Source organism: Streptomyces sp. SID13726 (assembly GCF_010548375.1).
Lineage (GTDB): Bacteria > Actinomycetota > Actinomycetes > Streptomycetales > Streptomycetaceae > Streptomyces.
Window position 1 is genome coordinate 577,364 of sequence record NZ_JAAGLY010000004.1, and the last position, 26,546, is coordinate 603,909.

The 26,546-nt window shown below is 70.4% G+C and carries 26 protein-coding genes; 9 read left to right on the forward strand and 17 right to left on the reverse strand.

Annotation, left to right across the window (positions count from 1 at the left end; translation table 11 throughout):
- The first annotated feature begins 60 nt into the window (after window positions 1-60).
- A complete protein-coding gene (locus tag G3I78_RS13900; RefSeq protein ID WP_164424007.1) occupies window positions 61-666 on the forward strand; it encodes a rhomboid family intramembrane serine protease in 606 nt (201 codons plus the stop codon).
- Here G3I78_RS13900 and G3I78_RS13905 read toward each other — a convergent pair.
- From G3I78_RS13905 to G3I78_RS13915, 3 genes are read right to left on the reverse strand one after another with little or no spacing between them, the layout of a single operon-like run.
- Window positions 657-1,229 (reverse strand): Uma2 family endonuclease, encoded by a 573-nt coding sequence (locus G3I78_RS13905; RefSeq protein ID WP_164424008.1) that lies wholly within the window; start codon window positions 1,227-1,229, stop codon window positions 657-659. The genes G3I78_RS13900 and G3I78_RS13905 overlap by 10 nt on opposite strands.
- A 46-nt stretch (window positions 1,230-1,275) precedes the next feature.
- Window positions 1,276-2,178 carry a menaquinone biosynthesis prenyltransferase MqnP gene (gene mqnP / locus G3I78_RS13910; protein WP_164424010.1) on the reverse strand — a complete coding sequence of 301 codons (903 nt, stop codon included), beginning with the start codon at window positions 2,176-2,178 and terminating at the stop codon, window positions 1,276-1,278.
- On the reverse strand, window positions 2,175-3,632 hold the full coding sequence (locus G3I78_RS13915) for a menaquinone biosynthesis decarboxylase (RefSeq protein WP_164424012.1): 1,458 nt from the start codon (window positions 3,630-3,632) through the stop codon (window positions 2,175-2,177). The genes mqnP and G3I78_RS13915 overlap by 4 nt, the downstream gene beginning before the upstream one ends.
- Before the next feature lie 87 nt (window positions 3,633-3,719).
- Here G3I78_RS13915 and G3I78_RS13920 point away from each other — a divergent pair, with 87 nt between their 5' ends.
- Window positions 3,720-4,109 (forward strand): PLD nuclease N-terminal domain-containing protein, encoded by a 390-nt coding sequence (locus tag G3I78_RS13920; protein ID WP_164424014.1) that lies wholly within the window; start codon window positions 3,720-3,722, stop codon window positions 4,107-4,109.
- A gap of 73 nt (window positions 4,110-4,182) precedes the next feature.
- On the opposite strand, the gene G3I78_RS13925 is transcribed toward G3I78_RS13920, so the two are convergent.
- From G3I78_RS13925 to G3I78_RS13940, 4 genes are all read right to left on the reverse strand, one after another.
- Window positions 4,183-4,998, reverse strand: coding sequence for a hypothetical protein (locus tag G3I78_RS13925; protein WP_164424016.1), 816 nt, complete (start codon window positions 4,996-4,998; stop codon window positions 4,183-4,185).
- Window positions 4,999-5,066: 68 nt separating this feature from the next.
- Window positions 5,067-6,032, reverse strand: coding sequence for a 2-oxoglutarate and iron-dependent oxygenase domain-containing protein (locus G3I78_RS13930; protein ID WP_164424018.1), 966 nt, complete (start codon window positions 6,030-6,032; stop codon window positions 5,067-5,069).
- Window positions 6,025-6,510, reverse strand: coding sequence for a nucleoside deaminase (locus G3I78_RS13935; RefSeq protein ID WP_203614878.1), 486 nt, complete (start codon window positions 6,508-6,510; stop codon window positions 6,025-6,027). The genes G3I78_RS13930 and G3I78_RS13935 overlap by 8 nt, the downstream gene beginning before the upstream one ends.
- 74 nt (window positions 6,511-6,584) lie before the next feature.
- Entirely contained in the window at window positions 6,585-7,508 is a 924-nt protein-coding gene (locus G3I78_RS13940; protein ID WP_343243740.1) for a transglutaminase-like domain-containing protein, read from the reverse strand.
- Window positions 7,509-7,711: 203 nt separating this feature from the next.
- Between G3I78_RS13940 and G3I78_RS13945 the strand changes: the two genes are divergently transcribed.
- Complete coding sequence (locus tag G3I78_RS13945) at window positions 7,712-8,092, forward strand: hypothetical protein (RefSeq protein ID WP_164424022.1); 381 nt, start codon at window positions 7,712-7,714, stop codon at window positions 8,090-8,092.
- Between the two features lie 94 nt (window positions 8,093-8,186).
- Here G3I78_RS13945 and ccsB read toward each other — a convergent pair whose 3' ends face one another.
- The 7 genes from ccsB to hemL all read right to left on the reverse strand — a co-directional run bounded on the left by ccsB (window position 8,187) and on the right by hemL (window position 15,924).
- Entirely contained in the window at window positions 8,187-9,305 is a 1,119-nt protein-coding gene (gene ccsB / locus G3I78_RS13950; RefSeq protein WP_164424024.1) for a c-type cytochrome biogenesis protein CcsB, read from the reverse strand.
- Complete coding sequence (locus tag G3I78_RS13955; protein ID WP_164424026.1) at window positions 9,302-11,011, reverse strand: cytochrome c biogenesis protein ResB; 1,710 nt, start codon at window positions 11,009-11,011, stop codon at window positions 9,302-9,304. The genes ccsB and G3I78_RS13955 overlap by 4 nt, the downstream gene beginning before the upstream one ends.
- Window positions 11,012-11,014: 3 nt before the next feature.
- The gene (locus G3I78_RS13960; RefSeq protein WP_164424028.1) at window positions 11,015-11,785 is read right to left on the reverse strand and encodes a cytochrome c biogenesis protein CcdA; all 771 of its coding nucleotides are present in this window, start codon (window positions 11,783-11,785) and stop codon (window positions 11,015-11,017) included.
- Between the two features lies 1 nt (window position 11,786).
- Window positions 11,787-12,395 (reverse strand): TlpA disulfide reductase family protein, encoded by a 609-nt coding sequence (locus G3I78_RS13965; RefSeq protein WP_164424030.1) that lies wholly within the window; start codon window positions 12,393-12,395, stop codon window positions 11,787-11,789.
- 66 nt (window positions 12,396-12,461) lie between these two features.
- Complete coding sequence (locus G3I78_RS13970; RefSeq protein WP_164424032.1) at window positions 12,462-13,748, reverse strand: polysaccharide deacetylase family protein; 1,287 nt, start codon at window positions 13,746-13,748, stop codon at window positions 12,462-12,464.
- Window positions 13,749-13,912: 164 nt separating this feature from the next.
- A complete protein-coding gene (locus G3I78_RS13975) occupies window positions 13,913-14,608 on the reverse strand; it encodes a histidine phosphatase family protein (protein ID WP_164424034.1) in 696 nt (231 codons plus the stop codon).
- Window positions 14,605-15,924, reverse strand: coding sequence for a glutamate-1-semialdehyde 2,1-aminomutase (gene hemL, locus G3I78_RS13980; RefSeq protein WP_164424037.1), 1,320 nt, complete (start codon window positions 15,922-15,924; stop codon window positions 14,605-14,607). The genes G3I78_RS13975 and hemL overlap by 4 nt, the downstream gene beginning before the upstream one ends.
- A gap of 294 nt (window positions 15,925-16,218) precedes the next feature.
- Between hemL and G3I78_RS13985 the strand changes: the two genes are divergently transcribed.
- Window positions 16,219-16,866 carry a hypothetical protein gene (locus tag G3I78_RS13985; RefSeq protein WP_203614879.1) on the forward strand — a complete coding sequence of 216 codons (648 nt, stop codon included), beginning with the start codon at window positions 16,219-16,221 and terminating at the stop codon, window positions 16,864-16,866.
- 80 nt (window positions 16,867-16,946) lie between these two features.
- On the opposite strand, the gene G3I78_RS13990 is transcribed toward G3I78_RS13985, so the two are convergent.
- Entirely contained in the window at window positions 16,947-17,870 is a 924-nt protein-coding gene (locus G3I78_RS13990) for an alpha/beta fold hydrolase (RefSeq protein WP_343243741.1), read from the reverse strand.
- Between the two features lie 554 nt (window positions 17,871-18,424).
- Here G3I78_RS13990 and G3I78_RS14000 point away from each other — a divergent pair.
- Together G3I78_RS14000 and G3I78_RS14005 are read left to right on the forward strand one after the other, a co-directional pair.
- A complete protein-coding gene (locus G3I78_RS14000) occupies window positions 18,425-19,237 on the forward strand; it encodes an SDR family NAD(P)-dependent oxidoreductase (RefSeq protein WP_164424043.1) in 813 nt (270 codons plus the stop codon).
- Between the two features lie 226 nt (window positions 19,238-19,463).
- Window positions 19,464-20,483, forward strand: a complete 1,020-nt coding sequence (locus G3I78_RS14005; RefSeq protein ID WP_164424045.1) for an EamA family transporter — start codon at window positions 19,464-19,466, stop codon at window positions 20,481-20,483.
- Window positions 20,484-20,576: 93 nt separating this feature from the next.
- Here the strand turns inward: G3I78_RS14005 and G3I78_RS14010 are convergent, their stop codons facing one another.
- Together G3I78_RS14010 and G3I78_RS14015 are read right to left on the reverse strand one after the other, a co-directional pair.
- On the reverse strand, window positions 20,577-21,629 hold the full coding sequence (locus G3I78_RS14010; RefSeq protein ID WP_164424047.1) for a CU044_5270 family protein: 1,053 nt from the start codon (window positions 21,627-21,629) through the stop codon (window positions 20,577-20,579).
- Window positions 21,626-22,261, reverse strand: coding sequence for an RNA polymerase sigma factor (locus tag G3I78_RS14015; protein ID WP_203614880.1), 636 nt, complete (start codon window positions 22,259-22,261; stop codon window positions 21,626-21,628). The genes G3I78_RS14010 and G3I78_RS14015 overlap by 4 nt, the downstream gene beginning before the upstream one ends.
- A gap of 148 nt (window positions 22,262-22,409) precedes the next feature.
- Here G3I78_RS14015 and G3I78_RS14020 point away from each other — a divergent pair, with 148 nt between their 5' ends.
- The 3 genes from G3I78_RS14020 (at window position 22,410) to G3I78_RS14030 (ending at window position 26,185) form a co-directional block, all read left to right on the forward strand.
- Entirely contained in the window at window positions 22,410-23,750 is a 1,341-nt protein-coding gene (locus G3I78_RS14020; RefSeq protein ID WP_164424051.1) for an MFS transporter, read from the forward strand.
- 90 nt (window positions 23,751-23,840) lie between these two features.
- On the forward strand, window positions 23,841-24,692 hold the full coding sequence (locus tag G3I78_RS14025) for a PaaX family transcriptional regulator C-terminal domain-containing protein (RefSeq protein WP_343243742.1): 852 nt from the start codon (window positions 23,841-23,843) through the stop codon (window positions 24,690-24,692).
- A gap of 140 nt (window positions 24,693-24,832) precedes the next feature.
- Window positions 24,833-26,185: a histidine-type phosphatase gene (locus tag G3I78_RS14030; RefSeq protein WP_164424053.1), complete on the forward strand. Its 1,353-nt coding sequence runs from the start codon at window positions 24,833-24,835 to the stop codon at window positions 26,183-26,185.
- Window positions 26,186-26,546 lie beyond the last annotated feature (361 nt).

Consider the following 26,546-nt stretch of genomic DNA (forward strand, 5'->3'; position numbering starts at 1 on the left):
AACCGGGCAAGGGGGTCCGGGCGTTCCTTGTACGGGGACGAGTGAGCGGCGGGGGTTGCCATGACCGGTACTGGGCTCGAGTGGTCGCGCGGGGACCGTGCGAAGGCGGCGGCCAAGCTGATGGTGGGCTGGGTCGCGCTCCTGTGGCTCCTCGAAGTGGTCGACGTGGCGAGCGGCCATGCCCTCGACAGCCTGGGCATCGTCCCGCGCACCGCGTCCGAGCTGATCGACGTCGTGCCGGCCGCGTTCATCCACTTCGGCTTCGCCCATGTCGCCGCGAACAGCGTCCCGCTGCTGGTCATGGGCTTCCTCGCGGCCCTGGGCGGCATCCGCCGCTTCCTCGCCGTATCCGCCCTGATCATCGTCGCCGACGGCCTCGGCGTCTGGCTCATAGCCCCCGCCCACACCAACACCGCAGGCGCCTCGGGCCTGATCTTCGGCCTCTTCGGCTACCTCGTGGTCACCGGCTTCGTGGAGCGCCGCCCGCTGGGCGTACTGGTCGGCCTCCTCATAGCGGCGATCTGGGGCACATCGATCCTGGTGGGCCTGGCCCCGACCCAGTCGGGGGTGAGCTGGCAGGGGCACCTGCTGGGCCTGGTGGCGGGGGTGGCTGCGGCGTTCGTGTTCAGGCGCCGGGCGACGGGGCGGGGTGTCGCTCAGGTCTGAGGGCGTGCCTTCGGGTCGACGGGCAGGCTCCCCGTGGGAATCAGCAGCCTGCCGAGGGGCGAGTTGACGGTCACGTCCCGTCCGTAGGGGAGCGTGTCGTGGCCCAGATAACCGTCAGGACCTGGGTTCCACATCGTGACCGCGTGGCCCTTGAGGGGATCGAGCAGCAGGTAGTTGGCGATGCCCCGGGACGCGTACCAGCGGGGCTTCAACTCGTAGTCACGGCGGACGCTCTCCGGTGACACCACCTCGGCGACGAACTCGATCAGACCGGCGGCGTACGCGCTGCGGTTCTCGTCCTCCGCCTCGGCCGGGACGACCGCGAGGTCCGGGCAGAACTCGTTGGCGTCGTCGAACACGAACGCGACGTCGCTCATCTGCGACCACTCCGGCGGCAGCTGTTCGTCGAGGATCGTCCACAACCGCTGGATGGTCGTCCCGTGCACCGGCCGGACCGGACTCAGCATGATGCTGCCCTCGACGATCTCCGTCAGCCAGCCGGGGAACATGTCCTCCAGCTCGCTGAGCCGCGAGTGCACACGGTCGATGCCCGAGACGTTCACGCCGGCCTCCCTGGGGTCCCGCCCTCGGTCGTAGGCCGCACGCTACTCACACGGTCAGACCACGCACCAGAAGATCCAGCAGCGCACACACGAACAGGGCGATCCCGATGAACCCGTTGACGCTGAAGAACGCCCGGTTCAGCCGGGACAGGTCATGCGGTCGCACGATCGAGTGCTCGTACACGAACGCCCCCGCGACGATCATCAGGCCCACCCAGAAGAACCCGCCCGCGTCCGTGGCGACGGCGTACCAGACGAGCAGGGACATCGTCAGGAAGTGGCAGACCCGGGCTCCCCAGATCGCGCCCGGGATGCCGAAGCGGGCCGGGACCGACATGACGCCGACCTCGCGGTCCGTCTCGACGTCCTGGCAGGCGTAGATGAGGTCGAAGCCGCCGATCCAGATGCCGACGGCGAGACCGAGGATCACCGCGTCCCAGGACCAGGACCCGGTGATCGCGAGCCAGCCGCCCACCGGGCCCATCGCCTGGGCGAGACCGAGGATGGCCTGCGGGAAGTTCGTGAACCGCTTGCCGTACGGATAGACCACCATCGGGATCACCGCGACGGGCGCGAGCGCGAGGCACAGCGGGTTCAGCAGCGCGGCCGAGCCCAGGAAGACCACGACCGCGATCAGCGCCCCGGTCCACGCGTGCTTCACCGACATCGCCCCGGTGACCAGCTCCCGGTGCGCCGTCCGGGGATTGCGCGCGTCGATCTCCCGGTCGATGATCCGGTTCACGGCCATCGCGAAGGTCCGCAGACCGACCATGCAGACCGTCACCAGGAGCAGCCGCCCCCAGTGGATGTTCGCGTCCCACTCGTACATCGCCGTCAGCGCGGCGATGTAGGCGAAGGGCAGCGCGAAGACCGAGTGCTCGATCATCACGAGCCGGAGAAAGGCTTTCGTGCGTCCCGGTTGCGGGAGTGCCGCGGAGGCGCTGCTCACAGGCCGTACTCCTTCCACCGGCGGTCGACCTTCGCCGCCGTCTCGGGGTCGGACAGCACCATGTCGGGCCAGCCGCCGTCCCGCGTGTAGCCCTCCTCGGGCCACTTCTTCGTCGCGTCGATCCCCGCCTTGCCGCCCCAGAACTGCTGGTAGGAGGCATGGTCGAGATGGTCGACCGGTCCTTCGACGACCGAGAGGTCACGGGCGTAGTCGGTGTTGCCCAGCGCCCGCCAGGCGACCTCGTGCAGATCGTGGACGTCGCAGTCCGCGTCGACGACCACGATCAGCTTGGTCAGGGACATCATGTGTGCCCCCCAGACCGCGTGCATCACCTTCTGCGCGTGCTTGGGGTACTTCTTGTCGATCGAGACGATCGCGCAGTTGTGGAAGCCGCCCGACTCGGGCAGGTGGTAGTCCACGATGTCCGGCACGATGATCTTCAGCAGCGGCAGGAAGAAGCGCTCGGTGGCGCGGCCCAGCGGCCCGTCCTCCGTCGGGGGGCGGCCCACGACGATCGACTGGAGCAGCGGCCGCTTCCGCATCGTCACGCAGTCGATCTTCAGCGCCGGGAACGGCTCCTGCGGGGTGTAGAACCCGGTGTGGTCGCCGAAGGGCCCCTCCGGCAGCATTTCCCCCGGCTCCAGCCAGCCCTCGATCACGACCTCCGCCTGCGCGGGGACCTGGAGCGGAACCGTCTTGCAGTCCACCATCTCGATCCGCTTGCCCGCGATGAACCCCGCGAACAGGTACTCGTCGATGTCCCCGGGGAGCGGGGCCGTGGAGGCGTACGTCACCGCGGGCGGGCACCCGAAGGCGATGGCGACCGGCAGCCGCTCACCGCGCCGGGCGGCGACCTGGTAGTGGTTGCGGCTGTCCTTGTGAATCTGCCAGTGCATACCGATGGTGCGCTTGTCGTGGCGCTGGAGCCGGTACAGCCCGAGGTTGCGGATCCCGGACTCCGGGTCCTTGGTGTGCGTGAGCCCCAGGTTGAAGAAGGAGCCGCCGTCCTGCGGCCAGGTGAACAGGGCCGGGAGCCGGTCCAGATCGACGTCGTCCCCGGTGAGGACGGTCTCCTGCACCGGCGCGTCCCCGGACTTCACCTTCTTCGGCGGCACATGCGTCATCGCGCCGAGCTTCCCGAAGGCCTCCCGCACGCCCACGAAGCCCTGCGGGAGTTCGGGCCGCAGCAGCCCGCCGATCTTCTCGGAGATCTCGCCGTACGACTTCAGCCCCAGCGACTTCAGCAGCCGCCGGTCGGTCCCGAAGACGTTCATCGCGAGGGGCATGTCGGAGCCCTTCACGTTCTCGAAGAGCAGCGCCGGGCCGCCCGCCTTCTGGACGCGGTCGACGATCTCCCCGACCTCCAGATACGGGTCGACCTCGGCCTTGATCCGCTTGAGGTCTCCCTCGCGTTCCAGTGCCCTGAGCAGGGAGCGAAGATCGTCGTAAGCCATGGGGTCAAGTATCCCCGAGCCGCTACCCTGACCCCGTCAGGGGCCTGTCACAGGCTCCACACAACGTTCCCTGGGGGCCAAAAGCACATGTTCCGGCTGCTGATGTACCTGATCCCGCTGGCGCTGACGATCTACGCGTTCATCGACTGCCTCAACACTCCCGAGGACGAGGCCAAGCACCTTCCCAAGATCGCCTGGGTCTTCATCATCCTGCTGTTCTGGATCGTCGGCCCGATCGCCTGGCTCGCCGCGGGCAAGCTGCGCACCCCGCCGGCGAACGGCCGCACCCCCTCCGAGTGGCACCGCAACCACCGCATGGAGTACGTCGCCCCCGACGACAACCCCGAGTTCCTGAACTCCCTCAAGGCGGACCACAAGAAGGACGAGTCGCTCCTGAAGGACTGGGAGGCCGACCTGCGCCGCCGCGAGGAGGAACTGCGCCGCAAGGAACAGGGCGAGGACCCCAAGACCGGCTGACGCGAGACCGTGGAGATTCAGGCCGTACTGACGCGAGGCCGTACGCGGCACCACGGTGGCGGTCGGCCGGTACTCAGCCCTCCTTCGCCGGATCGGAGCCGTACAGCGCCGAGGCCGTGACCGCGTGCCCGGCGTCGCAGCCCTGCTGCTCGTCGGCCGGGGCGGCCCACAGGGGGATCAGGTCGGCGTCGGTGGACATCCGCAGGTAGTGACAGACGCCGTTGATACGCAGGGCGGCGGCGTACACGTCGGCGCCGGCGGCCTCGCCGGCGACGCCGGTCACCGTGTCCCCGGCCGCGACCAGGCGCTTGTCGTGCAGGAACCGTGTGACGCCCTCGGGGGTGTGGTCGTAGCCGGAGGACGACGTCGCGCGGTAGCCGCTCGCGGTGTCGGGCTGCCGGGCGAGCAGCGCCCCCAACTGGGCGGCGAGGCTGCCGGGTCGGCCGTCGGTCCGGGTGGCCGGGCAGCCGACGTCGGCCCGCCGCACGCTGTGGGTGCCGCGGGCGAAGGAGATGCGGTAGCAGCGCACGGGGTAGGCGTCGGGGTCGACGGTGGTCCCGCGGGGCGGTTCGAGGCCGAGCATCACCTCGGCCGTGTGGTTCAGCCCGGCCGACCGGACGCTCAGCAGCGCCCCGCCGTGCTCCTCGACCCGGGCGACGAGCGTCCCCTCGGTGAACGGCCCGCCGTAGGTGCCGCCGCCCGCCGAGTAGAACCCCGCGTCGAGATCCTTGCCCAGGTCCTGGACGATCGCGGCGGCCTGCGCGTCGACGGCCGAGGTGTCCGGGGCGGTGAGCCCCTGGTACCCGAGCGTCCCGCCCACCCCCGCGGCCCCGGCGACCAGGGCGGTGGCCGCCACCGGTAGCCCTCTCGGGACGGTGCGCTTCCTCATGTCTCCCCCAGTTCGACCGCCCCCGGGACGGGGGCCGTCGAACTGTATCCCCCGTGCGCGCGCCCCTCTCAGCCGACCGTGATCGAGTCCAGCTTGGCCCTCAAGTACACGTGGGAGTCGACGGGTTCGTACGCCACCCGCCCGACCGGCGCCGGGACGGACTCGACGCGGGTGCCGGGGGTGCACTCGCCGAAGTAGACGAGGGACATCAGCTCCTCGGCGGGCACGTCGGCCGGCGGCGGCAGCACCCGGTGCCGTCCGGACCGCCACCGGTCACCGGTCCAACGGGCCATCAGGTCACCGATGTTGATGGTGAAGGCGGCCGGGTCGAAGGGCGCGTCCTCCCAGCCGCCCTCGTCGGTGAAGACCTGGAGTCCGCCCTTGCCGGCCTGCCGGTCGAGGATGGTCACCGTGCCGAAGTCGGTGTGCGGGCCGATCCGGAACTGCCCGGGCTGCGGTTCCCCCAACACCTCCGTGCCCGGGTACCAGTTGATGTTGAAGCCGTACGTCGGATGGTCCATGTGCCGGGAGAAGAAGTCGGGTTGGACGCCGAGCGCCTCCCCGAGCAGCGACAGCAGCAGCTTCTCCAGCTCGCCCATCCGCTCCAGGTACTCCTCGCACAGCTCCCGCAGTTCGGGCGCCTCGGCCGGCCAGACGTTCGGCGCGTACCACTCCGCGTTGACGACCGGGTCCTCGAAGGGCTCGTGGGTGGCGAAGGTCAGCGACTCCTTCAGGTCGGGCGGGGTCTCGGTGCCCTCCGAGTAGCCGTTCGCCTCGGCGCCGGGCCCGAGCCAGCCGCGGCCGCCCACCTTCGCCTCGTACGCCTTCTTCGTCCCCACGGGCATCCGGAAGAAGCCCCGGGCGGCCTCCCGGATGCGGGAGCGCAGGCCGGGGTCGACCCCGTGCCCGGTGACCAGGAAGAACCCGGCGGTCTGGAGGGCGTCGTCGAGGGTGCGGGCGATGGCGGCGCGGGCCTCGGGGTCCCCGGCGAGCCAGGGGCGCAGGTCGATGGTCGGGATGCGGGGGTCACTCACCGATGTCCTCGTTCCACAGTGCCGGGTTCTTCTCGATGAAGTCGGTCATCATCCGCACGCACTCGGGATCGTCGAGCAGCACGATCTCCACTCCGTGCGCGGCCAGCCAGTCGTGGCCGCCGTGGAAGGTGGCGGCCTCCCCGATCACCACGCGCGAGATGCCGAACTGCCGGACCAGGCCTGAGCAGTACCAGCACGGGGAGAGGGTGGTGACCATGGTCGTGCCACGGTACGACCGCTGCCGGCCCGCCGCCCGGAAGGCCGCCGTCTCGCCGTGCACCGAGGGGTCGTCGTCCTGGACGCGCCGGTTGTGGCCGCGCCCGAGGAGGGTGCCGTCGGCGCCGTAGAGCGCGGCCCCGATCGGGATGCCGCCGCCGGCAAGCCCGGTGCGGGCCTCCTCGACGGCGGTGGCGAGCCAGGCGCGTGCGGTGGCCTCGCCCAAGGGGGCCAGGGCGTCCAACGGGTCCAGAGGGTTCATGTCCTCACTCTCCAGTGACCGAAACACGAGGGCAACGCACGACACCGTCCCGGAGATCACCTACCCGCGGTCGCTCACGGCGACGTGCGCGCACCGGCCGGTCGCAGGGTGACGAGGTGCGTCCCGTTGTAGGGCGCGTAGCACGTGACGGTCGGGGGTGTGCGCAGTACGTCGTCCTCGGCGAACAGCGTCCGTACGGCCTCGAAGGACACGTCGCCGCTCACCACGGGCGCGACCCGGTCGTAGAACGCACGTGAGCCCTGCGGCAGCGGTGTCCCCGGCTCGCCCTCGTCCTCACCCCAGACGTCCCAGAGCAGGGTCTCCACCTTGTTGAGCGCGGCGAGGTCGAGCCGGATGTTGCCGGCGACGAAGCGCTCCCCGAAGAACGGGCCGTCCTGCGGCGGGTGCAGGCCGAACGTCCTCTCGTCGAGGCCGTCCTCCCGGATCGCGCGCCAGGCCTCGCCCGCGACCAGGAAGCGGGTGCGCGGGACGTCCATCGGGTCGAAGTCCGCCGGCCAGTGGGCCGTGATCTCCGGGTCGGCCAGCTGCGCGTCCGCCAGCAGCCAGCCGCGTTCCTCGTCCCAGTACTCGGTGACCACGTGATCGCTGTGGAAGCCGGTGGTGCCGAAGTAGTCGGCGAAGCCGGACCGCAGCCGGGCCGGAATGCCCGCGTGGCGCAGGAGGGAGACGTGCAGCAGCGTGAAGTCGCGGCAGATCCCCACGAACCGGTCGCCGGGCACGCGCCGCGCGGTGAGCGGGGCGGGGTCGCGGGCCAGGACGATCCGCAGGACGTCGTCGATGTACCGGGTCTCGGCGTCGTCGTGGAGGCGGTCGGCCGGGTGGGCGTGGCCGAAGAGTTCGCCCTCAAGGCGATGGATCATCAGGTCCCGTACGATCCGGGCCAGTTGACGAAGGTCGCGCGGCAGACCGTCGTAGGCGGACACGAGGTCGCCGGGATCGGAGAACGCGCTCTGCGCGGCATAGAAGTCGAGGGACACGACAGGCCTCCCGAAGGGCATCATCGACCACGTGTTCGATTACGGGCCGGTGCACTCCACCGTGTCAAAATCCGCCGCCAAATGTCCAGGAGGCCGTGTGTCCGGGAGGCCGTATATCCAGAAGCTGATGACCTTGTGGCGCCTGCCCCGCCGTAGCGCGCCGTGCCGGCCGGTCACCCACCGTGACTGCCAGGATCGTGCCCATGAACAGCAAGACTTTGACGAGGCTGGCGCTCGGCGCGGTGAGCGCCCTGGCGATGACGATCTCGGGAGCGACGGCCGCCTCCGCCGGAGCGAACGGCTGCAACCAGCGCACCTGCATCATGGTCGACGGCGTCGGGCTGCGCGTCGAGACCATCGGCGCGGCGACCACCTGGAACGGCGACTTCACCGGCCACTTCCACATCTGGGGCGGCGGCATCGACACCAACAGCCCGACCCAGTTCTGGGGCTACCACCAGAAGTTCACCGTGCCGGTCCACCGCGACCTGCCCAACGGCGCGGTGCTGTGCGCGGAGGGCTGGGAGCACACGAGCAGCGGACTCCAGGCGCGGGGGCGGGCCTGCGCGGAGGTGCACTTCTAGACAGCCGTACGTCGCCGAGACAGCCGTACCTCGCTGAGACCAAGGCGAAGGGCCCCCGTTCCGATCGGAACGGGGGCCCTTCCCTGTCGCCGTGCTACACGCCCGCGTAGGAGTGCTTGCCGGAGACGAAGATGTTGACGCCGTAGTAGTTGAACAGCCAGCAGCCGAAGGCGATCATCGCCAGGTAGGCGGCCTTGCGGCCCTTCCAGCCGGCCGTGGCGCGGGCGTGCAGGTAGCAGGCGTAGGCGACCCAGGTGATGAAGGACCAGGTCTCCTTGGGGTCCCAGCCCCAGTAGCGGCCCCACGCGTCGCCCGCCCAGATCGCGCCCGCGATGATCGTGAAGGTCCAGAGCGGGAACACCGCCGCGTTGACGCGGTAGGCGAACTTGTCGAGGGACGCCGACGCGGGCAGCCGGTCGAGCACGGAGTTCGCGAACCTGCCGGGCGTACCGCCGTTCGCGAGCTTGTTCTCGTAGCTGTCCTTGAAGAGGTACAGGATCGTGGCGACCGCGCCGACGTAGAACACCGCGCCGCAGAAGATCGCCGTGGAGACGTGGATGTACAGCCAGTACGAGTGAAGGGCGGGAACCAACTGGTCGCTGGCGGTGTACAAGACAGTGACGGCGAGGCCGAGATCGAGGAGGACCGTGGTGATCAGGAACAGGCCCATCCAGCGCACGTTCTTCTTCAGCGCCAGCAGCGAGAGGTACACGGCTACGGCCACCGTGGAGAAGGTGATGTTGAACTCGTACATGTTGCCCCACGGCGCCCGCTCCACCGAGGCCGCGCGGGCGATCACCCCGGCGAGCTCGACGAGAAAGGCGAGCACCGTGAGCGAGATGGCGATACGCCCGTAGAGGTCGCCCTGCTCGTCACCGCCGTGCGCCCCGGGCCCGTCGGGCACGTCCCGCGCCCCGGCCGCCGACCGCACCACGACCTGCGGCCGCTCCAGTACGGCGGTGGAGCCGCCCTTGTTCACGGTCACGGCCGGTGCCGTCTTCGTCTTCTTGGCGTCCGTGGTGAGCGCGGCGGCGGTCCGGCCGACCTTGCTGCGGCTGCCGAGCAGCCACTCGGCGATGTACGCGAAGAAGGCCAGCGTGTAGACGGCCATCGAGGAGTAGATCAGCGTGTTGCTGAGGTTCGCGAGGTGTTCGTTGGTGGCGGCGGCGAGATTCGTCGCGCCGGCGAGTTCGGTTGCGGCGGCGAGAGTCACTTCTCAGGCCTTTCGGCAGGTACGACTTGGGGATCGGGGGTGTTGTCGTCATGCGGGGAGTCGTCGTCGGGGTCAGGTGCCCCCGGGGCCTGCTCGTAGAGAACGCCCGCCAGGTCACCCAGCTCCTCCGGCACCTTCGCCGACTCGCTGCGGCCGAGGCCGGCCATCTCGACGACCGTCACCCCGTCGGCACCGCGCACCGCGCGGACCCACACCCGGCGGCGCTGGATGAACAGGGAGGCGGCGAGGCCGAAGATCGCGGTGAGGGCGCCGGCGAGCGCCCAGCCGCTGGCGGGCTGCTGGACGACCTGGAAGTTCGCCCACTCCTTGGTGCCCGCGTAGGTGATCGACCCGGCGCCGTTCGGGAGCTTCATGGTCTGCCCGGGCCTCAGGTTGGACCTGAGCTGCGCGCCCTTGGCGTCCTTGAACTCCTTCACATGCGACTTGTCGAGCTGGTACACGCTCTGCGGGATACCGGAGTCCACCCCGAGATCGCCGTGGTAGGGCGTGAGGTTGAGCACCGGGTTGTTCAGCGCGGGGAAGGTGGACGCGGTCTCGCTGCCCTGGGTGTACGTCGGCAGGAAGAACGCCGAGATGCCCAGCTGCTCGCTGACGCCCTTGGCGTTCTTGTAGCCGTCGAGGACCTTGACCACACCGGTGGAGGTGACGTTGGAGTCGAGCGGAAGCATCGCCACCGCGTCGCTGTAGACGACCTTGCCCTTGCCGTCCCGCACCGTGATCACCGGCGCGTAGCCGTGGGCGGTGAGATAGACCTTCGCGTCGCCGATCTCCAGCGGCTCGTTGACCTTGACGAGGCTCTTGCGGTCCTTGCCATAGGCGCCCTCGCTGTAGGTGATGGCCGCCTGGTAGGTGCGCGGGGTGCCCTTGTTGGGGCCGCTGGTCTCGTAGGTGCCGGTGAACTTGTTCAGGACGAAGCTGAACGGCACCAGGTCGTCGGTGCTGAAGAGGTTCCCGGACTTGAAGTCGTCGTAGGAGATGAGGGTGTTGGAGAAGCCGTCGCCCTCGACGACCAGCTTGTTGCCCTCGGACTTGAAGAGCTGGCCCCAGGCGAAGGCGGTCAGCATCACGATGAGCGCGATGTGGAAGGCGAGGTTGCCGACCTCGCGGAGGTAGCCCTTCTCGCCCGCGACGTTGTCCCCGGCGAGGTGGGCGCGGAAGCGCTTCTTCTTCAGCAGGGCGAGCGCGGCCTCACGGACCTGCTCGGGCTCGGCCTCGGTGCGCCAGGTGGTGTGGGCGGGCAGCCGGGTCAGCCGCTTGGGCGCGCCCGGCGGGCGGCTGCGCAGCTGGCCGACGAACTGCCAGGTGCGGGGCACGATGCAGCCGATGAGGGAGACGAACAGCAGGATGTAGATCGCGGAGAACCACACCGAGCTGTAGACGTGGAAGAGGCCGAGCTTGTCGTAGACGTTCCCGAGGGTGGGGTTGTTCTTGACGAAGTCGGCGACCTTCGTGGCGTCGGTCCCGGACTGCGGGATCAGCGAGCCGGGGATCGCGCCGAGCGCCACCAGCAGGAGCAGCAGCAGCGCGACCCGCATGGAGGTGAGCTGGCGCCAGAACCAGCGGGCCCAGCCGATCACGCCGAGGGTGGGCATGCTCAGGCTCTCCGCGGGCGCGGTGGACAGCTGGGAGCCGGCGGCGCCGAGGTCCTGGTCCGTGGCGGGAGCGTCGGGTGTGGTCTTGCTCATGGATCAGATCCCCACAGTGAAGCCGGCGGACCAGGACTGAATGTCCTGCACAAGGCTGTCCCACACGCCGGTCAGCAACAGCAGTCCGGTCACGATCATCATGGTGCCGCCGATGCGCATGACCCAGACGTAGTGGCGCTTGACCCAGCCGAAGGCACCGAGCGCCTTGCGGAAGGCGACCGCGGCGAGCACGAAGGGCACACCGAGGCCGAGGCAGTAGGCGACGGTCAGTATGGCACCGCGGCCCGCGCTGCCCTGCTGGGAGGACAGGGCGATCACCGAGGCAAGGGTCGGGCCGATGCAAGGAGTCCAGCCGATGCCGAACAGCGCGCCGAGCAGCGGGGCGCCGGCCAGACCCATGCCGGGCCTGTTGTGGAAGCGGAACTCCCGCTGGGTCATCCAGGGCATCAGGCCCATGAAGAAGACGCCCATGAGGATCATGAGCACACCCAGCACCTTGGACAGCACGCTCTGGTTCTCCTGGAGCGTCTGGCCGAAGTAGCCGAACAACGCCCCGCTGGAGACGAACACCGCGGTGAAGCCGAGCACGAACAGCGAGGCCCCGGCGACCATCCGGCCGCGCCGGGCCTCGGCCAGATCGGTGCCGGTGACGCCGGTGACGTACGACAGATAACCGGGGACCAGCGGCAGGACGCACGGAGAGAAGAAGGAGACGAGACCGCCGAGGACCGCGATGGGCAGCGCGAGCAGCAGGGCACCGTTGAGCACGGTGCCGTTGTAGCCGTCCGCCGCGAGGGAGGTGACCGCGCTCACGTCACTTCTCCGCGAGGACCGGGTTGATCATCTTGCGCAGCTTGTCCTCGCTGAGCGCGGCCAGCGAGCGGGCGGCGATCTTCCCCTCCCGGTCTATGACCAGCGTGGAGGGGATGGCCTGCGGGTTGAGCGTGCCCTTCTTGAACCGGAGCATCAGCTTGCCGGTCGGGTCGTACAGGCTCGGGTAGGTGACGCCCTGCTCCTTCTCGAAGGCGAGGGCGTTGGAGGTCTTGGTGTCCCGGGTGTTGATGCCGACGAACTGCACGCCGTCGGCCTTGACGTCCTGGTAGACCTTCTCGAAGCCCGGCGCCTCGGCCCGGCAGGGCGCGCACCAGGAGCCCCAGACGTTCAGGACGACGACCTTGCCCTTGTAGGAGTCGACGTCGAGCTGCTTGCCGTCGATGGTCGCGCCGGACAGGTCGGGGACCGCCGTGCGCTTGCCCTGCGCGACGGTGGAGATGCCGTCGGCGCCCATCACGAAGTTGGTGTCACCGCCCCCGCCCGAGGTGCCGCCCGAGCCACAGGCGGAAAGGGTCAGCGCGGCGGCTGCGGCACCCGCGGTGAGCAGGGTGGCACGGACTCGGGAGCGGCTACGGCTGGCGGCACTCATGTGAAAAGTTTCGCATGCCCGTTCTGGGGATCTTGCGCACCCCCCTTGCGGGCGGAAACCCGCATTTCAGGCAGCGTTTGAGGAGGGCGAAGAGGACGATACCGAGGACCCGGCGGACGAGCCCTTGAGGAACGTGTTCCAGCCACCGGCGGGCTGCTGGCCGACGTCGAGCGTCCGCAGCTGCGCGAGCACCTCCGGCTTCTGTACGTCCATCCAGTCGACGAACTGCCGGAAGGAGACCATGCGGACGTCGGCGCCCTTCTCCTTCTCCTGCGCGATGTGCTTCAGGGCCTCCTCGACGGAGTCCATGTAGATCCCGCCGTTCCAGTGCTCGAAGTGGTTGCCGACGAAGAAGGGGGCGCGGTTGGACTCGTAGGCCCGCTGGAAACCGGCGATGTAGGCGCCGGCGGACTGCTTGCGCCAGGCCGGGTAGTTGTAGGCGGGCGCGTTGGTCGAGTTGATCGACTGGTTGGCCAGCATGTTGTAGTCCATGGACAGGACCTCGAAGCTGCGGCCCGGGAAGGGGACGGCCTGGAGGGGCAGGTCCCAGACGCCGTTCTTCTTGTCGGGCCAGACCTGGCGGCCGCCGGGCGAGGAGGCGTCGTAGCGCCAGCCGAGCTGGCGGGCGGTGGGCAGCAGGTTGTTCTGGCCGAGCAGACAGGGGGTGCGGCCGCCGACGAGCTCCTTCTCGTAGTCGAAGGGCAGCGCGGGCAGGTCGGTCCAGCCGGTGTTGGTGCGCCACTCCTTGACGAAGCCCTTGGCCTGCTCGATCTCCGAACGCCACTGCGCGGGCGTCCAGTTGCCGACCGTGCCGTAGCCGGAGCAGAAGTGGCCGTTGAAGTGGGTGCCTATCTCGTGCCCTTCGAGCCAGGCCCGCCGGACGTTGCTCAGGGTCGCCTTGACGTGCTCGTCGGTGAGGTAGCCGATGTCGGAGGCGCCGCGGGGGTTGTTCGGGGGGTTGTAGAGCCGCTTCTTCGACTCGGGCAGCAGGTAGAGCCCGGAGAGGAAGAAGGTCATGTGCACGCCGTGCTGCTTGGCGAGGTCGAGGAAGCGCGGGAAGAGCCCGTTGCCGACCTCACCGGCGCCGTCCCAGGAGAAGACGACGAACTGCGGCGGGGTCTGGCCCGGCTCCAGCGGTACCGGCTTGGCGGGCTGGTGCGGCTGCTTGCCGGTGTAGGAGGTGGAGCCGTCCCCGATGGGGCGGGCGGTGGGCGCCGGCTTCTTGCTCGGTGCGGAACTCGGGGTGTGGGACACCCCGTCCGACCCGCTGAGGGTCCCGCACCCCGAGAGCCCCACAGCCGCCGCGGCTCCCGCGCCGAGTCCCAGTGCTCCCCTTCGGGTGAGAGAGTGCATGCTTCCCCGATTCGTCACGTTCTCTGGTGGTCACCCAGTCAGAGGAGACAAAGGGAAGGAAGGTTCCGGCACTACTTCCGGATTCGGTAACAGGAGCGCGCCCCGAACAGGCGTGGGGAACTGCGCGACCCACCACGACGGCGGCGCAGCTCCCCACGGACCGCCTACGCCCCGAACGCCTTGCTCTTGCCCTTCACCGGCTTGGCCCCGGCCCGCAGATGGACCGGCACCAGGTCGATCGCGGGCTCGCTGTACCCCACGGACACGATCCGGTCCCCCCGGTACGTGAAGGACGTCAGGGACGCGAGCGTGCACTGCCGCCTGCGCGGGTCGTGCCACAGCCGCCGCTTCTCGACCCAGGACCGCACGATCCAGATCGGCAGCTGATGGCTGACGAGCACGGCCTCGTGCCCCCGAGCCCGGTCCCTGGCCGCGTCCAGCGCGCCCTTCATCCGCACGACCTGGTCGACGTACGGCTCGCCCCACGACGGCTTGAACGGGTTGACGAGGTGCTTCCAGTTCTCCGGGTTCTTCAGCGCCCCGTCGCCCACCCCGAAGGTCTTGCCCTGGAAGACGTTGTCCGCCTCGATGAGCCGCCCGTCGGTCGCGATGTCGAGCCCGTGCGCCTTGGCGATCGGCGTGGCGGTCTCCTGCGCCCGCTCCAGCGGCGAGGCGACCACGTGGGTCACGTCACGCGAGGAAAGGTGCTCGGCGACCCGGTCGGCCATCTGCCGCCCCAGCTCGGAGAGGTGATAGCCCGCGAGACGGCCGTAGAGGACGCCGTCCGGGTTGGCGACCTCGCCGTGCCGCATGAGGTGTACGACGGTGATGTCGCTGTCGTTCTCGAACGTGCCGCTCATGCTGCCGTGGCCTCCGCCGCCGCTCGGGCCGCCGCCGGGAGGGCGTCGGCGATCCGCTGAACCGCCTGGTCGTCGTGGGCCGTGGAGACGAACCACGACTCGAAGGAGGACGGCGGCAGATAGACGCCGTTCTCCAGGAGGGAGTGGAAGAAGGCGGTGAACCGGAAGGACTCCTGCGCCTTGGCGTCCTCGTAGTCGCGCACCGCGCGGTCCGTGAAGAACACGGAGAACATGCTGGAGGCGTTCTGCACGGTGTGCGCGACGCCTTCCTTGGAGAGCGCCCCGGAGACCAGGGACTGGATCTGCCGCGACACGGCGTCGATCGCGTCGTAGGCCGCGTCGTCGAGCAGGCGCAGCTGGGCGAGCCCGGCGGCGGTGGCGATCGGGTTCCCGGAGAGGGTGCCGGCCTGGTAGACGGGCCCGGCGGGAGCGAGGTACGCCATCACGTCGGCACGCCCCCCGAACGCGGCGGCGGGGAACCCACCGCCCATGACCTTGCCGAAGGTCATGAGATCGGGCTTGACCCCGTCGATCCCGTACCAGCCACTCCTGCTGGTCCGGAACCCGGTCATGACCTCGTCGGAGATGTAGAGGGCGCCGTTCTGCGCGCAGGCGTCCTTGAGCCCCTGGTTGAAGCCGGGCAGCGGAGGCACCACGCCCATGTTGCCGGGCGAGGCCTCGGTGATCACACAGGCGATCTCGCCGGGGTGCCGGTGGAAGGCCTCGTGGACAGCTTCGAGATCGTTGTACGGCAGCACGATCGTGTCCCCGGCCTGCGCACCGGTGACGCCGGGGGTGTCGGGCAGCGCGAAGGTGGCGACACCGCTGCCGGCGGCGGCGAGCAGCGAGTCGACGTGGCCGTGGTAGCACCCGGCGAACTTGATGACCTTGGTGCGCCGGGTGAAGCCGCGGGCGAGCCGGATGGCGGACATGGTGGCCTCGGTCCCGCTGGAGACGAGCCGCACCTGCTCCAGGGGCTCGATGCGGGCGACCATCTCCTCGGCGAGCGCGACCTCGCCCTCACCGGGGGTGCCGAAGGAGGTGCCCTTCGACACGGCCTCCTGGACGGCGGCGATGACCTCGGGATGCGAGTGCCCGAGGATCATGGGGCCCCAGGAGCAGACGAGGTCGACGTACTCGCGCCCGTCGGCGTCCGTCAGATACGGGCCGGTGCCGGACACCATGAAGCGGGGGGTGCCACCCACCGCGCGGAAGGCGCGGACCGGGGAGTTCACACCGCCGGGCGTGACGGCCGACGCGCGGTCGAACAGGGCCTGCGAGACAGGCGCATCATACGAATAGGGCAATTCACTCATATCCCGCGACTACTCCGACCTTCTGCGACGTTCTCGGACTTCGTTGCCTGTGACTACCTCAGGGTAGGCCAGGGCTCGAAACCCCCCGGCGCCCGACGATCTGCGAAACTGGATGCAGATACACACAGCTCACAGAGACGATGGCACCGAGCCGTTTGTTCAGGGGCTGCGAAGATCCTGCGGACAGGTGTTTCAACGCACGTTTCGGCGAGCGGCCGTGGGGGAGGTCACTGACACGATGATCGGGTTGCGCGGCGGGGGCCACGCGTCCTAGAAAAGCAGTCGGGTGGAGATATGCATCGCGGTGGCGGACTGGGCGAGGGGACTGATGACCTGGGTCCTCGACGTGCCCGGCGGGGGAAGCACCGACGCGAGGCGGAGGAAGCGGCCGAGACACGTCAGGGACACGGTGTCTCCGGCACCCCGGGTGAGTCGGAACGCGACGAGCGACGTATCGAACGTCGGATCGATCGGTTGAGGGCGGAAAGCAGGAATGGTGGTCGGGTGGGGGTGACGTACAAGTACTTCGGCGCGCCCGACGGCGCGACCGCGGCCCGCGTCCCGATCTCGATGCGCCCCGAGGAACTCGGCGGCGACGAGCTCGGCATGAACGGCATGTTCACCAAGATCAAGCCGGAGACCATGGCGGCGATGGTCCTCACCGGCATAGAAGGCGTCCCCCTCCACAAGGTCCCCCCGCTCGAACTGGTCGTCCTCCACCCCGACTACGCGGTAGTCAAACTCCCCATGACCGTCGTGGACCCCCTCCGCGGCATCGGCGAGGAAGCGGTCGGCGCGGCAGCCTTCATCTGGTCGACGGTCCCGGACCGGGGCGGCCCGCGGGACGCGTTCAACGTGTATCAACTGCTGCATGAGTGGCAGGACTTCAGCCACCGCCTCCACGAGGCCGGACACCAGCCGTACTGCTTGGTGTGGCCCTGAGCCGAGGTTTCATCGTGTGCGGGCGGGGTTCTCGAACCCCGCCCTTTCTCTTTCTTCGCCTTCTCTTCGCCGGGGCCGGCTCAGCCGCCGAGCACGGGTACGGAGACCCCGCACCGCACCGGCCGCGCATGGGCTGGATCGAGGGCGTTCTCGACGAGTTGGAGGGCGTTGGTGTCGTACGAGATGGACAGGTGCTCGGAGGCGTCCTGGGGGCACACGTCCTGGAGTGTGATGTTGTGGACGGTCGCGCCGGGGCCCGCGGTCAGGAAGGAGTGGTGGTAGGGGGTGACGACCTCGTCGTAGCGGGAGGCGATGGCCGTGTAGTCGACGCCCGGCTGGGTGTCGCCGTCCCGGTCCAGCGTGGTGTTCACCCGTGAGCCGATCATCTGGTCCGCGTACGCCTGGCCGACGACGAGGGACAGCGGGCCGGTGAGGCCCAGCAGGTTGGTCAGGGTCCCGAGGCCGGAGCCGGTCGTGCCGTGGTTGGACGGTGCCAGGCCGATGAGCCGGCGCACCTTGTTCCGCCCGGGGTCCGCCGGGTCCGTGCCGCCCTCGAACCGGAGATACCAGCGGGGCAGCAGTCCGCCGCCCTGGGAGTGGCCGACGAGGTCGACCTGGCGGGCACCCGTGGCCTCCAGCACGCGGTCGACGTAGGCGGCGATCTGCCGTGCGGACACCGGGATGTGCGCGGTGGCCTTGAACGGAACGCCGGGCGGCCCACCGAAGTTGGGGGCGAAGACGCAGTATCCGGCCCGCTTCAGCCGGGGGGACAGCATGCTCCAGTTGGCGAACGCGTTCTCCCACGTGCCGTGCAACAGGACGACGGGGCGCGGGTGTTCACTCGTGGGCCTGCACTGCCAGTCGTCGGCTCCGGCCGGCGGCGCCTCCGGGTGGACGAGCGAGGCGGCCAGCGCCACCGGGAAGGAGTCGATCTCCGCCGAGGAAGCGGCTGGACCGGGGCGCCCGTCGGACGCGACCGCCGCCGCAGCCTGCGGACCGGCCACCAGGCTCAACGTCAGCCCTGCGCAGATCGCTGCCCACCACCGTGCCCGTGCCCGTGCCCGTGCGCGCTGCCGGTGCGACATCTGGCCACTCCTCGGTCGTCCGCTGGCCGGCCCAGCGCCGACCCGCAGATGATCGAGGCACGGAGAACCCCCGCAGCGGCGCCTCCGCCCACGGCCCCTCTTATGGAGCAGCCCGGTTCATCCACCCGTGGCACACGTACGCACCGCCTGCCGAACGGAACGGATCCGGGGAGGGCCGGGCAGCATCACCGTGGCGGGACAGTCCGCGGGTGCCTTCTCCGTCGGCGCGCTGCTGGCCGTGCCCTCGGCGACCGGCCTGTTCCACCTTCGCGGCGACCGGCGACCCAGGCCGGCCGCCGTATGACATCACCGGGGCGGCCGACTCCCATGCCATCGGCGGCACTTCGGGCACGGCCGACACCATGGTCACGTCCATGTCTGTGCGTCAGCCGAGAGGGCCGCTAACCTGAAGCGAGAATTACGTTTCCGACAGCCCGGGACGACTCGCGAGGAATCGGGACAGGGAGCAGCCGATGCGTGTGGAGAAGGAGCAGGTCGCCGTCGTGACCGGCGCGGCCAGTGGGATCGGCTACGGCCTCGCCGAGGCGCTCGCCGCCCGCGGTGTGCGCCTGGTGCTCTCCGACATCCGCGAGGACGGCCTGGCCGAGGCCGCCGCGTCCCTGAAGGCCGCCGGCGCCGAGGTGGTGACCGTACCGGCGGACGTCCGGGACCAGTCCTCGGTGACCGCGCTGGCGGACCGCACGATGACGGCGTACGGCCGCGTCGACCTGGTGTGCAACAACGCCGGGGTCGTCTCGCCCGCCGCTCCCCTGTGGGAACAGCGGGCGGACACCTGGGAGTTGATGATCGGCGTCAAGCTGCTCGGTGTCGTGCACGGCGTGACGGCCTTCGCCCCGCTGCTCATCGAGCGGGGCACCGGGCACTTCCTCAACACCGCCTCCTCGGGCGGCCTCGCTCCCCTGCCCGACCGCACGCCCTACACCACCACCATGCACGCGGTGATCGGCCTGACCGAGACCCTCGACGTCGAGCTGAAGCGCGTCGCGCCGACCCTGGGGGCGACGGTCCTCTGCCCCGGCCTGGTCGACACCCCCCTCGGCCGGAACTCCGCGGCCCTGGGCGCCATCGAGCTGCCGCCCGGCACCCCCGCCTCGATGCGCGACCTCGCCGCACGGAACGGCGGCATCCTCACCCCGCGCGAGACCGCCGAGGCCGCGCTCACCGCCATCGAGTCCGGCCACCTCCACGCGGCCCCCGGGACAGGTGTCACCGAACGCGCCCGGGCCCGCGTGAACACCCTCCTCAACAGCCTCCCGGCCACCTGAACGAGCCACGCCGAACAGCGACGCCGTACCGAAAGCCCTACCGAACCCGCAACCCGCAACCTGCCCCCGCTCCAAGACGCCCCCCTTCCCCACCGATTACCATCCCCCCGTGAACACCTACTGGCACGCCGTCCTCCCGCCCCTCCGCGCCTGACCGGGCGCGCACACCGAGGTCGATCCCAGCCCTCACCGGCCCCCACCCGCCCACAGCGGCGATGCGGGGCCCATGTCGTACGCGCCCGTCCCGGACCAGGTCCCAGACGCCTACGACGACGGAAGTTCACACACCGTGCCGAACCGCACCACTCCCCTTGCCTCCGCGCGCCCGGACACCACCGGCCCGCGCCCGACCCGTACCGGTGGCCTCCTCGACGGCCCCGCACCGATCCTCGCCTCGGCCGTCCTGTGGGGCACCACCGGGACCGCCGCCGCCCTGGCCCCGGCCGGCGCACCGGCGGCGGGCATCGGCTGTGCCGGGCTCGCCCTCGGCGGCCTGCTGCTGTTCCTCACCTCACGCGGCGCCCGCGCCCTGCCCGCCGCCTGCACGCGCCGTGAGCGGGGGCTGCTGGTGCTCGGCGCGCTCGCGGTGGCCGGATACCCGGTGACGTTCTACCCCGCGGTCGCCCGCACCGGCGTGGCCGTGGCCACGGTGATCGCGCTGGGCAGCGCGCCCGTCCTGACCGGCCTGCTGGCCTGGGTCACCGGCGGGGCCAGGCCCACCGGCCGCTGGACCGCGGCCACCGCGGCGGCCGTCCTCGGCTGCACCCTGCTGGTGCTGGGCCCCGAACTCGCCGGCCGTGCCACCCCGATGGACCCGACGGGTGTACTGCTCGCCGGGGGCGCCGGACTGTCGTACGCCGCCTACTCGTTGATCGGCGGCAGGCTGATCACGCGGGGGCACTCCTCGGACGCCGTGATGGGCGTGCTGTTCGGCGCGGCCGGTCTACTGGTTCTGCCACTCGTCCTCCTGACCGGCACGCAGTGGCTCGCCACCGCCCGGGGCGCGACGGTGGCCGGCTACCTCGCCCTGTTCACCGTCTGCCTGGCGTACCGCCTCTTCGGCTACGGCCTGCGCCGCACCCCGGCCTCGCTGGCCACGTCCCTGACGCTCGCCGAACCGGCCGTGGCGGCGGTGCTCGGGGTCACCGTCCTCGGTGAACGCCTCCCCGTCGCCTCCTGGTGCGGCCTGGCCGTCCTCGGGGCGGGCCTGGTCCTGCTGACCGCTCCCCGGCGCCGGAAGCGTTAGCCCGACCGCCCACCCAGGGCGCCGGAAGCGTTAGCCCGACCGCCCGCCCGGGCGCCAGAGGCGTCGGCCCACCCGGCGCCCCGGCCGCCGCCGTCAACCGGCCCGGCCCGGCACCTCCTTCATCTCGTTCACGACCGCCCGCTGGGTGATCGCGACGGTGAAGGTGACGGTCCCCTTCTCGAAGGTCTCGCTCGGCCCGACCTGGACGCTGCGTTCACCGAGGAAGGCGTAGGTCTTCTTGTCGAAGATCCACTCCGTGCGCTGTCCGCTCTGTTCGTCGAGCCGCGCGACGGCGACGCCGTGGCGCCCCACCGCGTCCACGGCGTCGTCCACCGCGACGACCCCCGGGATCGCGGCGGCGGCCCGGTAGAGGGCGGAGGTCAGCTTCGCGGGCGGGTAGCTCTCGGTCAGCATGTCCCCGATGGCGACGAACGCGGCCTGGTCGCGCGGGACTTCGGGGTCCCGGACGGCGTCCGACTCCTGGTAGATCTTCCGGAGCAGGGCGTCGGGGTCGGTGGGCAGCTTGGCCAGCCGGTCGTACGCCGAGCTGACCGGGTTCGGCCCGGCCAGCGTGATGCCGTCCTCGCCCGTGTTGCCCGGCTCGATCAGCCAGCCGTTCCGACCGTCGGGGGACTCCCAGACCTGGCGGGAGTGCAGCTGCTCGCTCACGATCGTGGTCTTGTCGTCGACGGTCTTCGGATACGTGCTGGCGACCTTGGACGCGATGTAGAGGAACTGGTCCTCGCGCACGCCCGGTCCGGAGACGTCCGCGGCGGCCAGGGAGATGTGGTCGAGCAACTGCCCGGCCCCCTGGGCGTCGGCGGTACCGATCCGGGTCGTCAGCGCGGGTCCGGTGGCGAGGGACGTCTTCCCGTCCCCGCCGCCACCGGCCAGGGCGAGCCCGCCGACCACCGCGCCGGCGAGAGCGCAGGCGAGCGCGGGCAGCAGGACCGCCCGCCGCAGGAACGGGTTGCGCCTGACCGGGGCGACGGCAGGGGTCGTACGGAGGTCTTCGCGGATCTGGGCCATCATCTGCTCCTTGTGGAACTGGTGGCGGCCCGCCGGCAGATCCCGCTCCACTGAGGGCAGCAGACCCTGGGTCTCCGTCCACTCGGCCGGGTGCGGCTGGGAGGGGCTGGCGTTCATCGGTTTCCTTCCTGTGCGGACCGGATCGCGTAGTCGCGATCACCCTTTGTCTGCCGGTTCGGCGGGGTGAGTTCCCTTTTTTCTCGCGAAGCCCGCTTGAGTTCGGCCTCGGCCAGCTTCCGCAGCCGCCCGCGGGCCCGGGACAGCCGGGAGCGGACGGTCCCGACGGGGACCCCGAGCGCGTGGGCGGCCTCGGCGTACTCCAAGCCCTCCCACAGACACAGCACCAGGACCTCGCGCTCGGGCCGCCGGAGCGAGGCGAGCGCGGTCAGCGTGGCGGCGATCCGGCGCCGGTCGTCGACCCGCCCGGCGATCTCCTCCGCGTGGTCGGCGACCGTCACGAGCCCCGCCCCGGCCGCCGCGTTCGCCGCCGCCCGGTAACGCCGGTTGCCGCGATGGTGGGAGCGGGCCACGTTGGTGGCGATGCCGAGCAGCCACGGCCGCAGCGATCCCCCCTCGGCCTCGACCGACGTGCGCCGCCGCCAGGCCTCCATGAAGGTCGCCGACATGACGTCCTCGGCCACGGACCAGTCGGCGGTCAGCCGGAAGGCGTGGTTGTACACCGAGCGGGCGCACTCGTCGTAGAGCTCCGCGAAGGCGTCCGGATCCCCGGCCCGTATCCGGGTTCGCATATCTGTGGTCACGTTCTCAGCTGCCCGGGGGGATCACCGGGTTCCAGTGACCCCTGTCACATCACTGTCAATGTTGTGCACTTTATTGACTGCGATTACCAGAGCGCCTAATTTCGCGATGTCCTTCCCCCGCTCAAGGGAGACCGCGATGCCCCCGTCCCCCACCGCGTCCGACCGCACCCGCCAACTCCGCCGGGTCGCCCTCTCCGGCCTGCTCGGCACCGCCGTCGAGTTCTACGACTTCCTCGTCTACGGCACCGTCGCCGCACTCGTCTTCGGCGAACTGTTCTTCCCCGGCGCCGACCCCGCCGTAGGGACGATCGCCGCGTTCGGCACCTTCGCCGCCGGATACGTGGCCCGCCCGATCGGCGGCATCGTCTTCGGGCACTTCGGCGACCGGCTCGGCCGCAAGAACATGCTGCTGCTCACCATGGGCCTGATGGGCGGCGCGAGCTTCCTCATCGGCCTGCTGCCCACGTACGACACCATCGGCGTGTGGGCGCCCGTCCTGCTGATCACCCTGCGCGTGCTCCAGGGCATCGCCATCGGCGGCGAGTGGGGCGGCGCCACGCTCATGGTCGTCGAGCACGCGGGCGAGAAGCGCCGCGGACTCTGGTCCAGCTTCACGCAGATGGGAGCCCCGCTCGGCTCCCTGATCTCCGCCGGCGTCGTCGCCCTGGTCGTCACCCTCCCCAAGGACCAGTTCGCGGCCTGGGGCTGGCGGGTGCCCTTCCTGCTGAGCGTGCTGCTGCTCGGCGTCGGCCTGTTCGTCCGCCTCAAGGTGGTCGAGAGCCCGCTGTTCGCCGAGGTGAAGAAGGACCGCGCCGAGTCGAGGCTCCCCCTCCTCGACGTCCTGCGCCGCCCGAAGCCCGTGCTGCTGGCCTGCGGTGTCGGCATCGGCGCCTTCACCGCCCAGTCCCTGCTGACCAGTTACCTGATCGCGTACGCCACCGGCATCGGCTATCCCCGCCCGCAGGTGCTCACCGCACTCACCGTCTCCGCCGCGACCGCCCTGGTCGTACTGCCCTGCGCCTCCGCGCTCTCCGACCGGATCGGCCGCCGCCCGGTCGTCCTCACCGGCGCGATCCTGTCCGCCGCGACCGCGTTCCCCGTCCTCGCCCTGGTCGACTCCAAGTCCCCGGGCGCCCTGATCCTGGCCGTCGTCATAGGCCACGGCATCTCCCAGTCCCTGATGTACGGCCCGCTCGGCGCCCTGTTCAGCGAGATGTTCGGCACGAAGGTCCGCTACACCGGCGCGTCCCTCGGCTACCAGGGCGCCACCCTGGTCGGCGCCGGCTTCTCCCCGATGATCGCCGGAAGCCTGGTCGCGAGCAGCGGCGGCGGCACCCCCGTCGCCCTCCTCATCTGCGGCGGCTCCCTGATCACCGCGCTGACGGTGTGGTTCGTCCGCGAGACCAGCCGTACGTCACTGGGCGACGGCCCCGCCGGACAGCCCACCGCACCCCGCACGGAGGGCGTCACCGCATGAGCACCGGCGCCCCGCACCGACCACCTCACCGCCGATGACCTCGTACGACCGCCTGCCGAGCTGTCAGTGGGCGGTCGTACCCTTGCCCCCGTGGAGGACGACGACATCCTGGACACCGCGGACGGGCCGCAGCCGCGCCCCCAGTCGCTCATGCTCACCTTCTTCGGCAACCACGTCCTGGAACAGGGGGAGCTGGGCGTCTACTCGGGCAGCATCATCGACGTGCTGGGCCGGGTCGGCGTGGGCGAACAGGCCGTGCGCTCCACCCTCACCCGCATGGTCAACCGCGGTCTGCTGCGCCGCCAGCGCGAGGGCCGCAAGATGTTCTTCGCCCTGACCCCGCAGGCCACCCGGGTCCTGATCGACGGCCGCACCCGCATCTGGACACAGGGCGCGGTCAACGACGACTGGGACGGCTCCTGGACCCTCCTCGGCTTCTCCCTGCCCGACTCCTGGAAACGCCAGCGCCACGACCTGCGCTCCCGCCTCACCTGGTCCGGATTCGGCGCCCTGTACAGCGGCCTGTGGATCGCCCCCGGCCAGGTCGACGTCTCCGCCACGGTCACCGAGCTGGGCCTGACCGCCCACGTCAAGATCTTCCACGCGCAGGCCGCCGAGGTCACCGACATCGAGCAGATGATCCGCGACACCTGGGACCTGGAGTCCATCGCGGCCCGCTACGTCACCTTCGACAAACGCTGGACCGCCCACCTGGGCAACGGCCCGGACGACGACCCCATCGGCACCCGCCTGCGCCTGGTCAGCGAGTGGCTGTGGACCATCCGCACGGACCCGAGACTCCCGGCCCGCCACCTCCCCCCGGCCTGGCCGGCCCGCACGGCCCAGGAGACCTTCCAGCGAGTGGCGGAACAGACCCACCCGGCACTGGAAGCGGCACGGACCGTACTGGAGACGACACCGTTGCGCCAGGAGCCCACCTGAGCCCGCGCCTGGAGAAGCCCCAGCCCTTTACCACCCCCTCCCCTCCCCCGATCCGCTCTTGACCCGAGCCAGCCCTCCCCGAGGCCGGGCCGCCGCCCGGCGGTCACCCGTGGTTCACGTCCCCCGCAAACGATGCGCACATGAGACGTGTCACCCCAGCCCTGGCCACCGCGGGCGTAGCCGCCCTCCTCGCGGCCGCCGCGTTCCCCGCCCAGGCCCACCCGGACCACCGCAGCGACAGCACCAGCTACGGCACGAAGGCTCCCTACGAGCCCCGGCAGAACCCCCGCACCTACCAGAAGGCCCCGGCCGGATTCGTCCCCGTCTTCACGGAGAACGTCTCCCGCCACGGCTCCCGCGCCGCCACCGACAGCGAGGACGGCGACCTGGTCCTCGCGCTCATCGCGAAGGCCGGGACGGCGAACGGACTCACCGCGAAGGGCCGCGCGTTCGGCCCCAAGGTGCAGGCCCTCCAGACGGCGATGAGCAAGGTCGGCTACGGCGACCTCAGCGGCCGGGGCGAACAGGAACTGAAGTCCACGGCGACCCGTCTCGCCGAGCGGCTGCCGAGCCTCTTCTCCACGATCGCGAAGAAGAACGAGAAGATCGACGTCGTCAGCTCGGGCCAGGGCCGGGCGGTGGACAGCGCGAACATCTTCGCCGGCACCCTCGCCTCGAAGGACCCGTCCCTCAAGCCGCTCATCGGCGCCACCCGCACGGACGTCGACCTGCTGTACTTCCACAAGGCGGCCGGCGGCAAGGCGTACCGCGACTACATCGCGAACGACCAGCGCCTCGCGACCACCCTGAAGACCCTCACCGACCAGCCGAAGACCCACAGCGCGGCCGGCAGCGTCCTGAAGAAGCTCTTCAGGACCTCCTTCGTCGACACCCTCTCCGCCGACGACCAGGTGGCCGCGGCCCAGGCGGTCTACAACCTGTACGCCATCGCCCCGGCCATGGTCCAGGAGAGCCCCGGCGGCAAGGGCTGGGGCCTGGAGAAGTTCATCTCCAAGCGCGACGCGGACTGGTTCGGCTACCTGAGCGACACGGAGGACTTCTACGAGAAGGGCCCCGGCTTCGCGGACAGCGACATCACCTACAAGATGGCCGACGTCCTGCTCGACGACTTCTTCAAGAAGGCCGAGGCCAAGCGCGCCGACACGACCGACCTCGGCGCCGAGCTCCGCTTCACCCACGCCGAGGAGATCATCCCCCTCGCCGCCCTCATGGGCCTCCCCGGCAGCACCCGCCCCGCCACGACCACCCACCCCTACACCTACGCCACCAACCCCTGGCGCGGCGCCGACGTAGCCCCCCTCGGCTCCAACATCCAGTGGGACATCTACCGCAAGGGCACCACGTACCTCGTCCACATGCTCTACAACGAGCAGGAAACCGCCTTCAAACCCACCTGCAAGCCCATCTCCAAGGGCAGCAAGTTCTACAACCTGAACGAACTGGAACGCTGCTTCGGCAGAACGACGAACTAGCAGGCCTAGGGGGTACCGGGTTCGGTTGTGGGGCGGCTGCGGGCGAGTGGGGGCTGGTCGCGCAGTTCCCCGCGCCCCTGACTAGCTGCAGTGGACCTGCGCCACGACGGGCCGTTGGCCGCGTACGGCGCGCAGGGGACGGGGTGGGGGGTGTCCGCCCGCAGCGGCCGGCGTCCATAACCGAGCACCTTCTACAAGGGACCGAGCCGCCGGACCGAGGACGGATACCCCCCACCCCGGCCCCGACCCCACCACCGGACCGAAAGCGCTACACAAGCCCCCACCGGAGCCGAGCGGGCCGCCGCAGGCATCTCAGGGGCGCGGGGAACTGCGCAAAACGCCCGCCCCCACCGAACCCGCA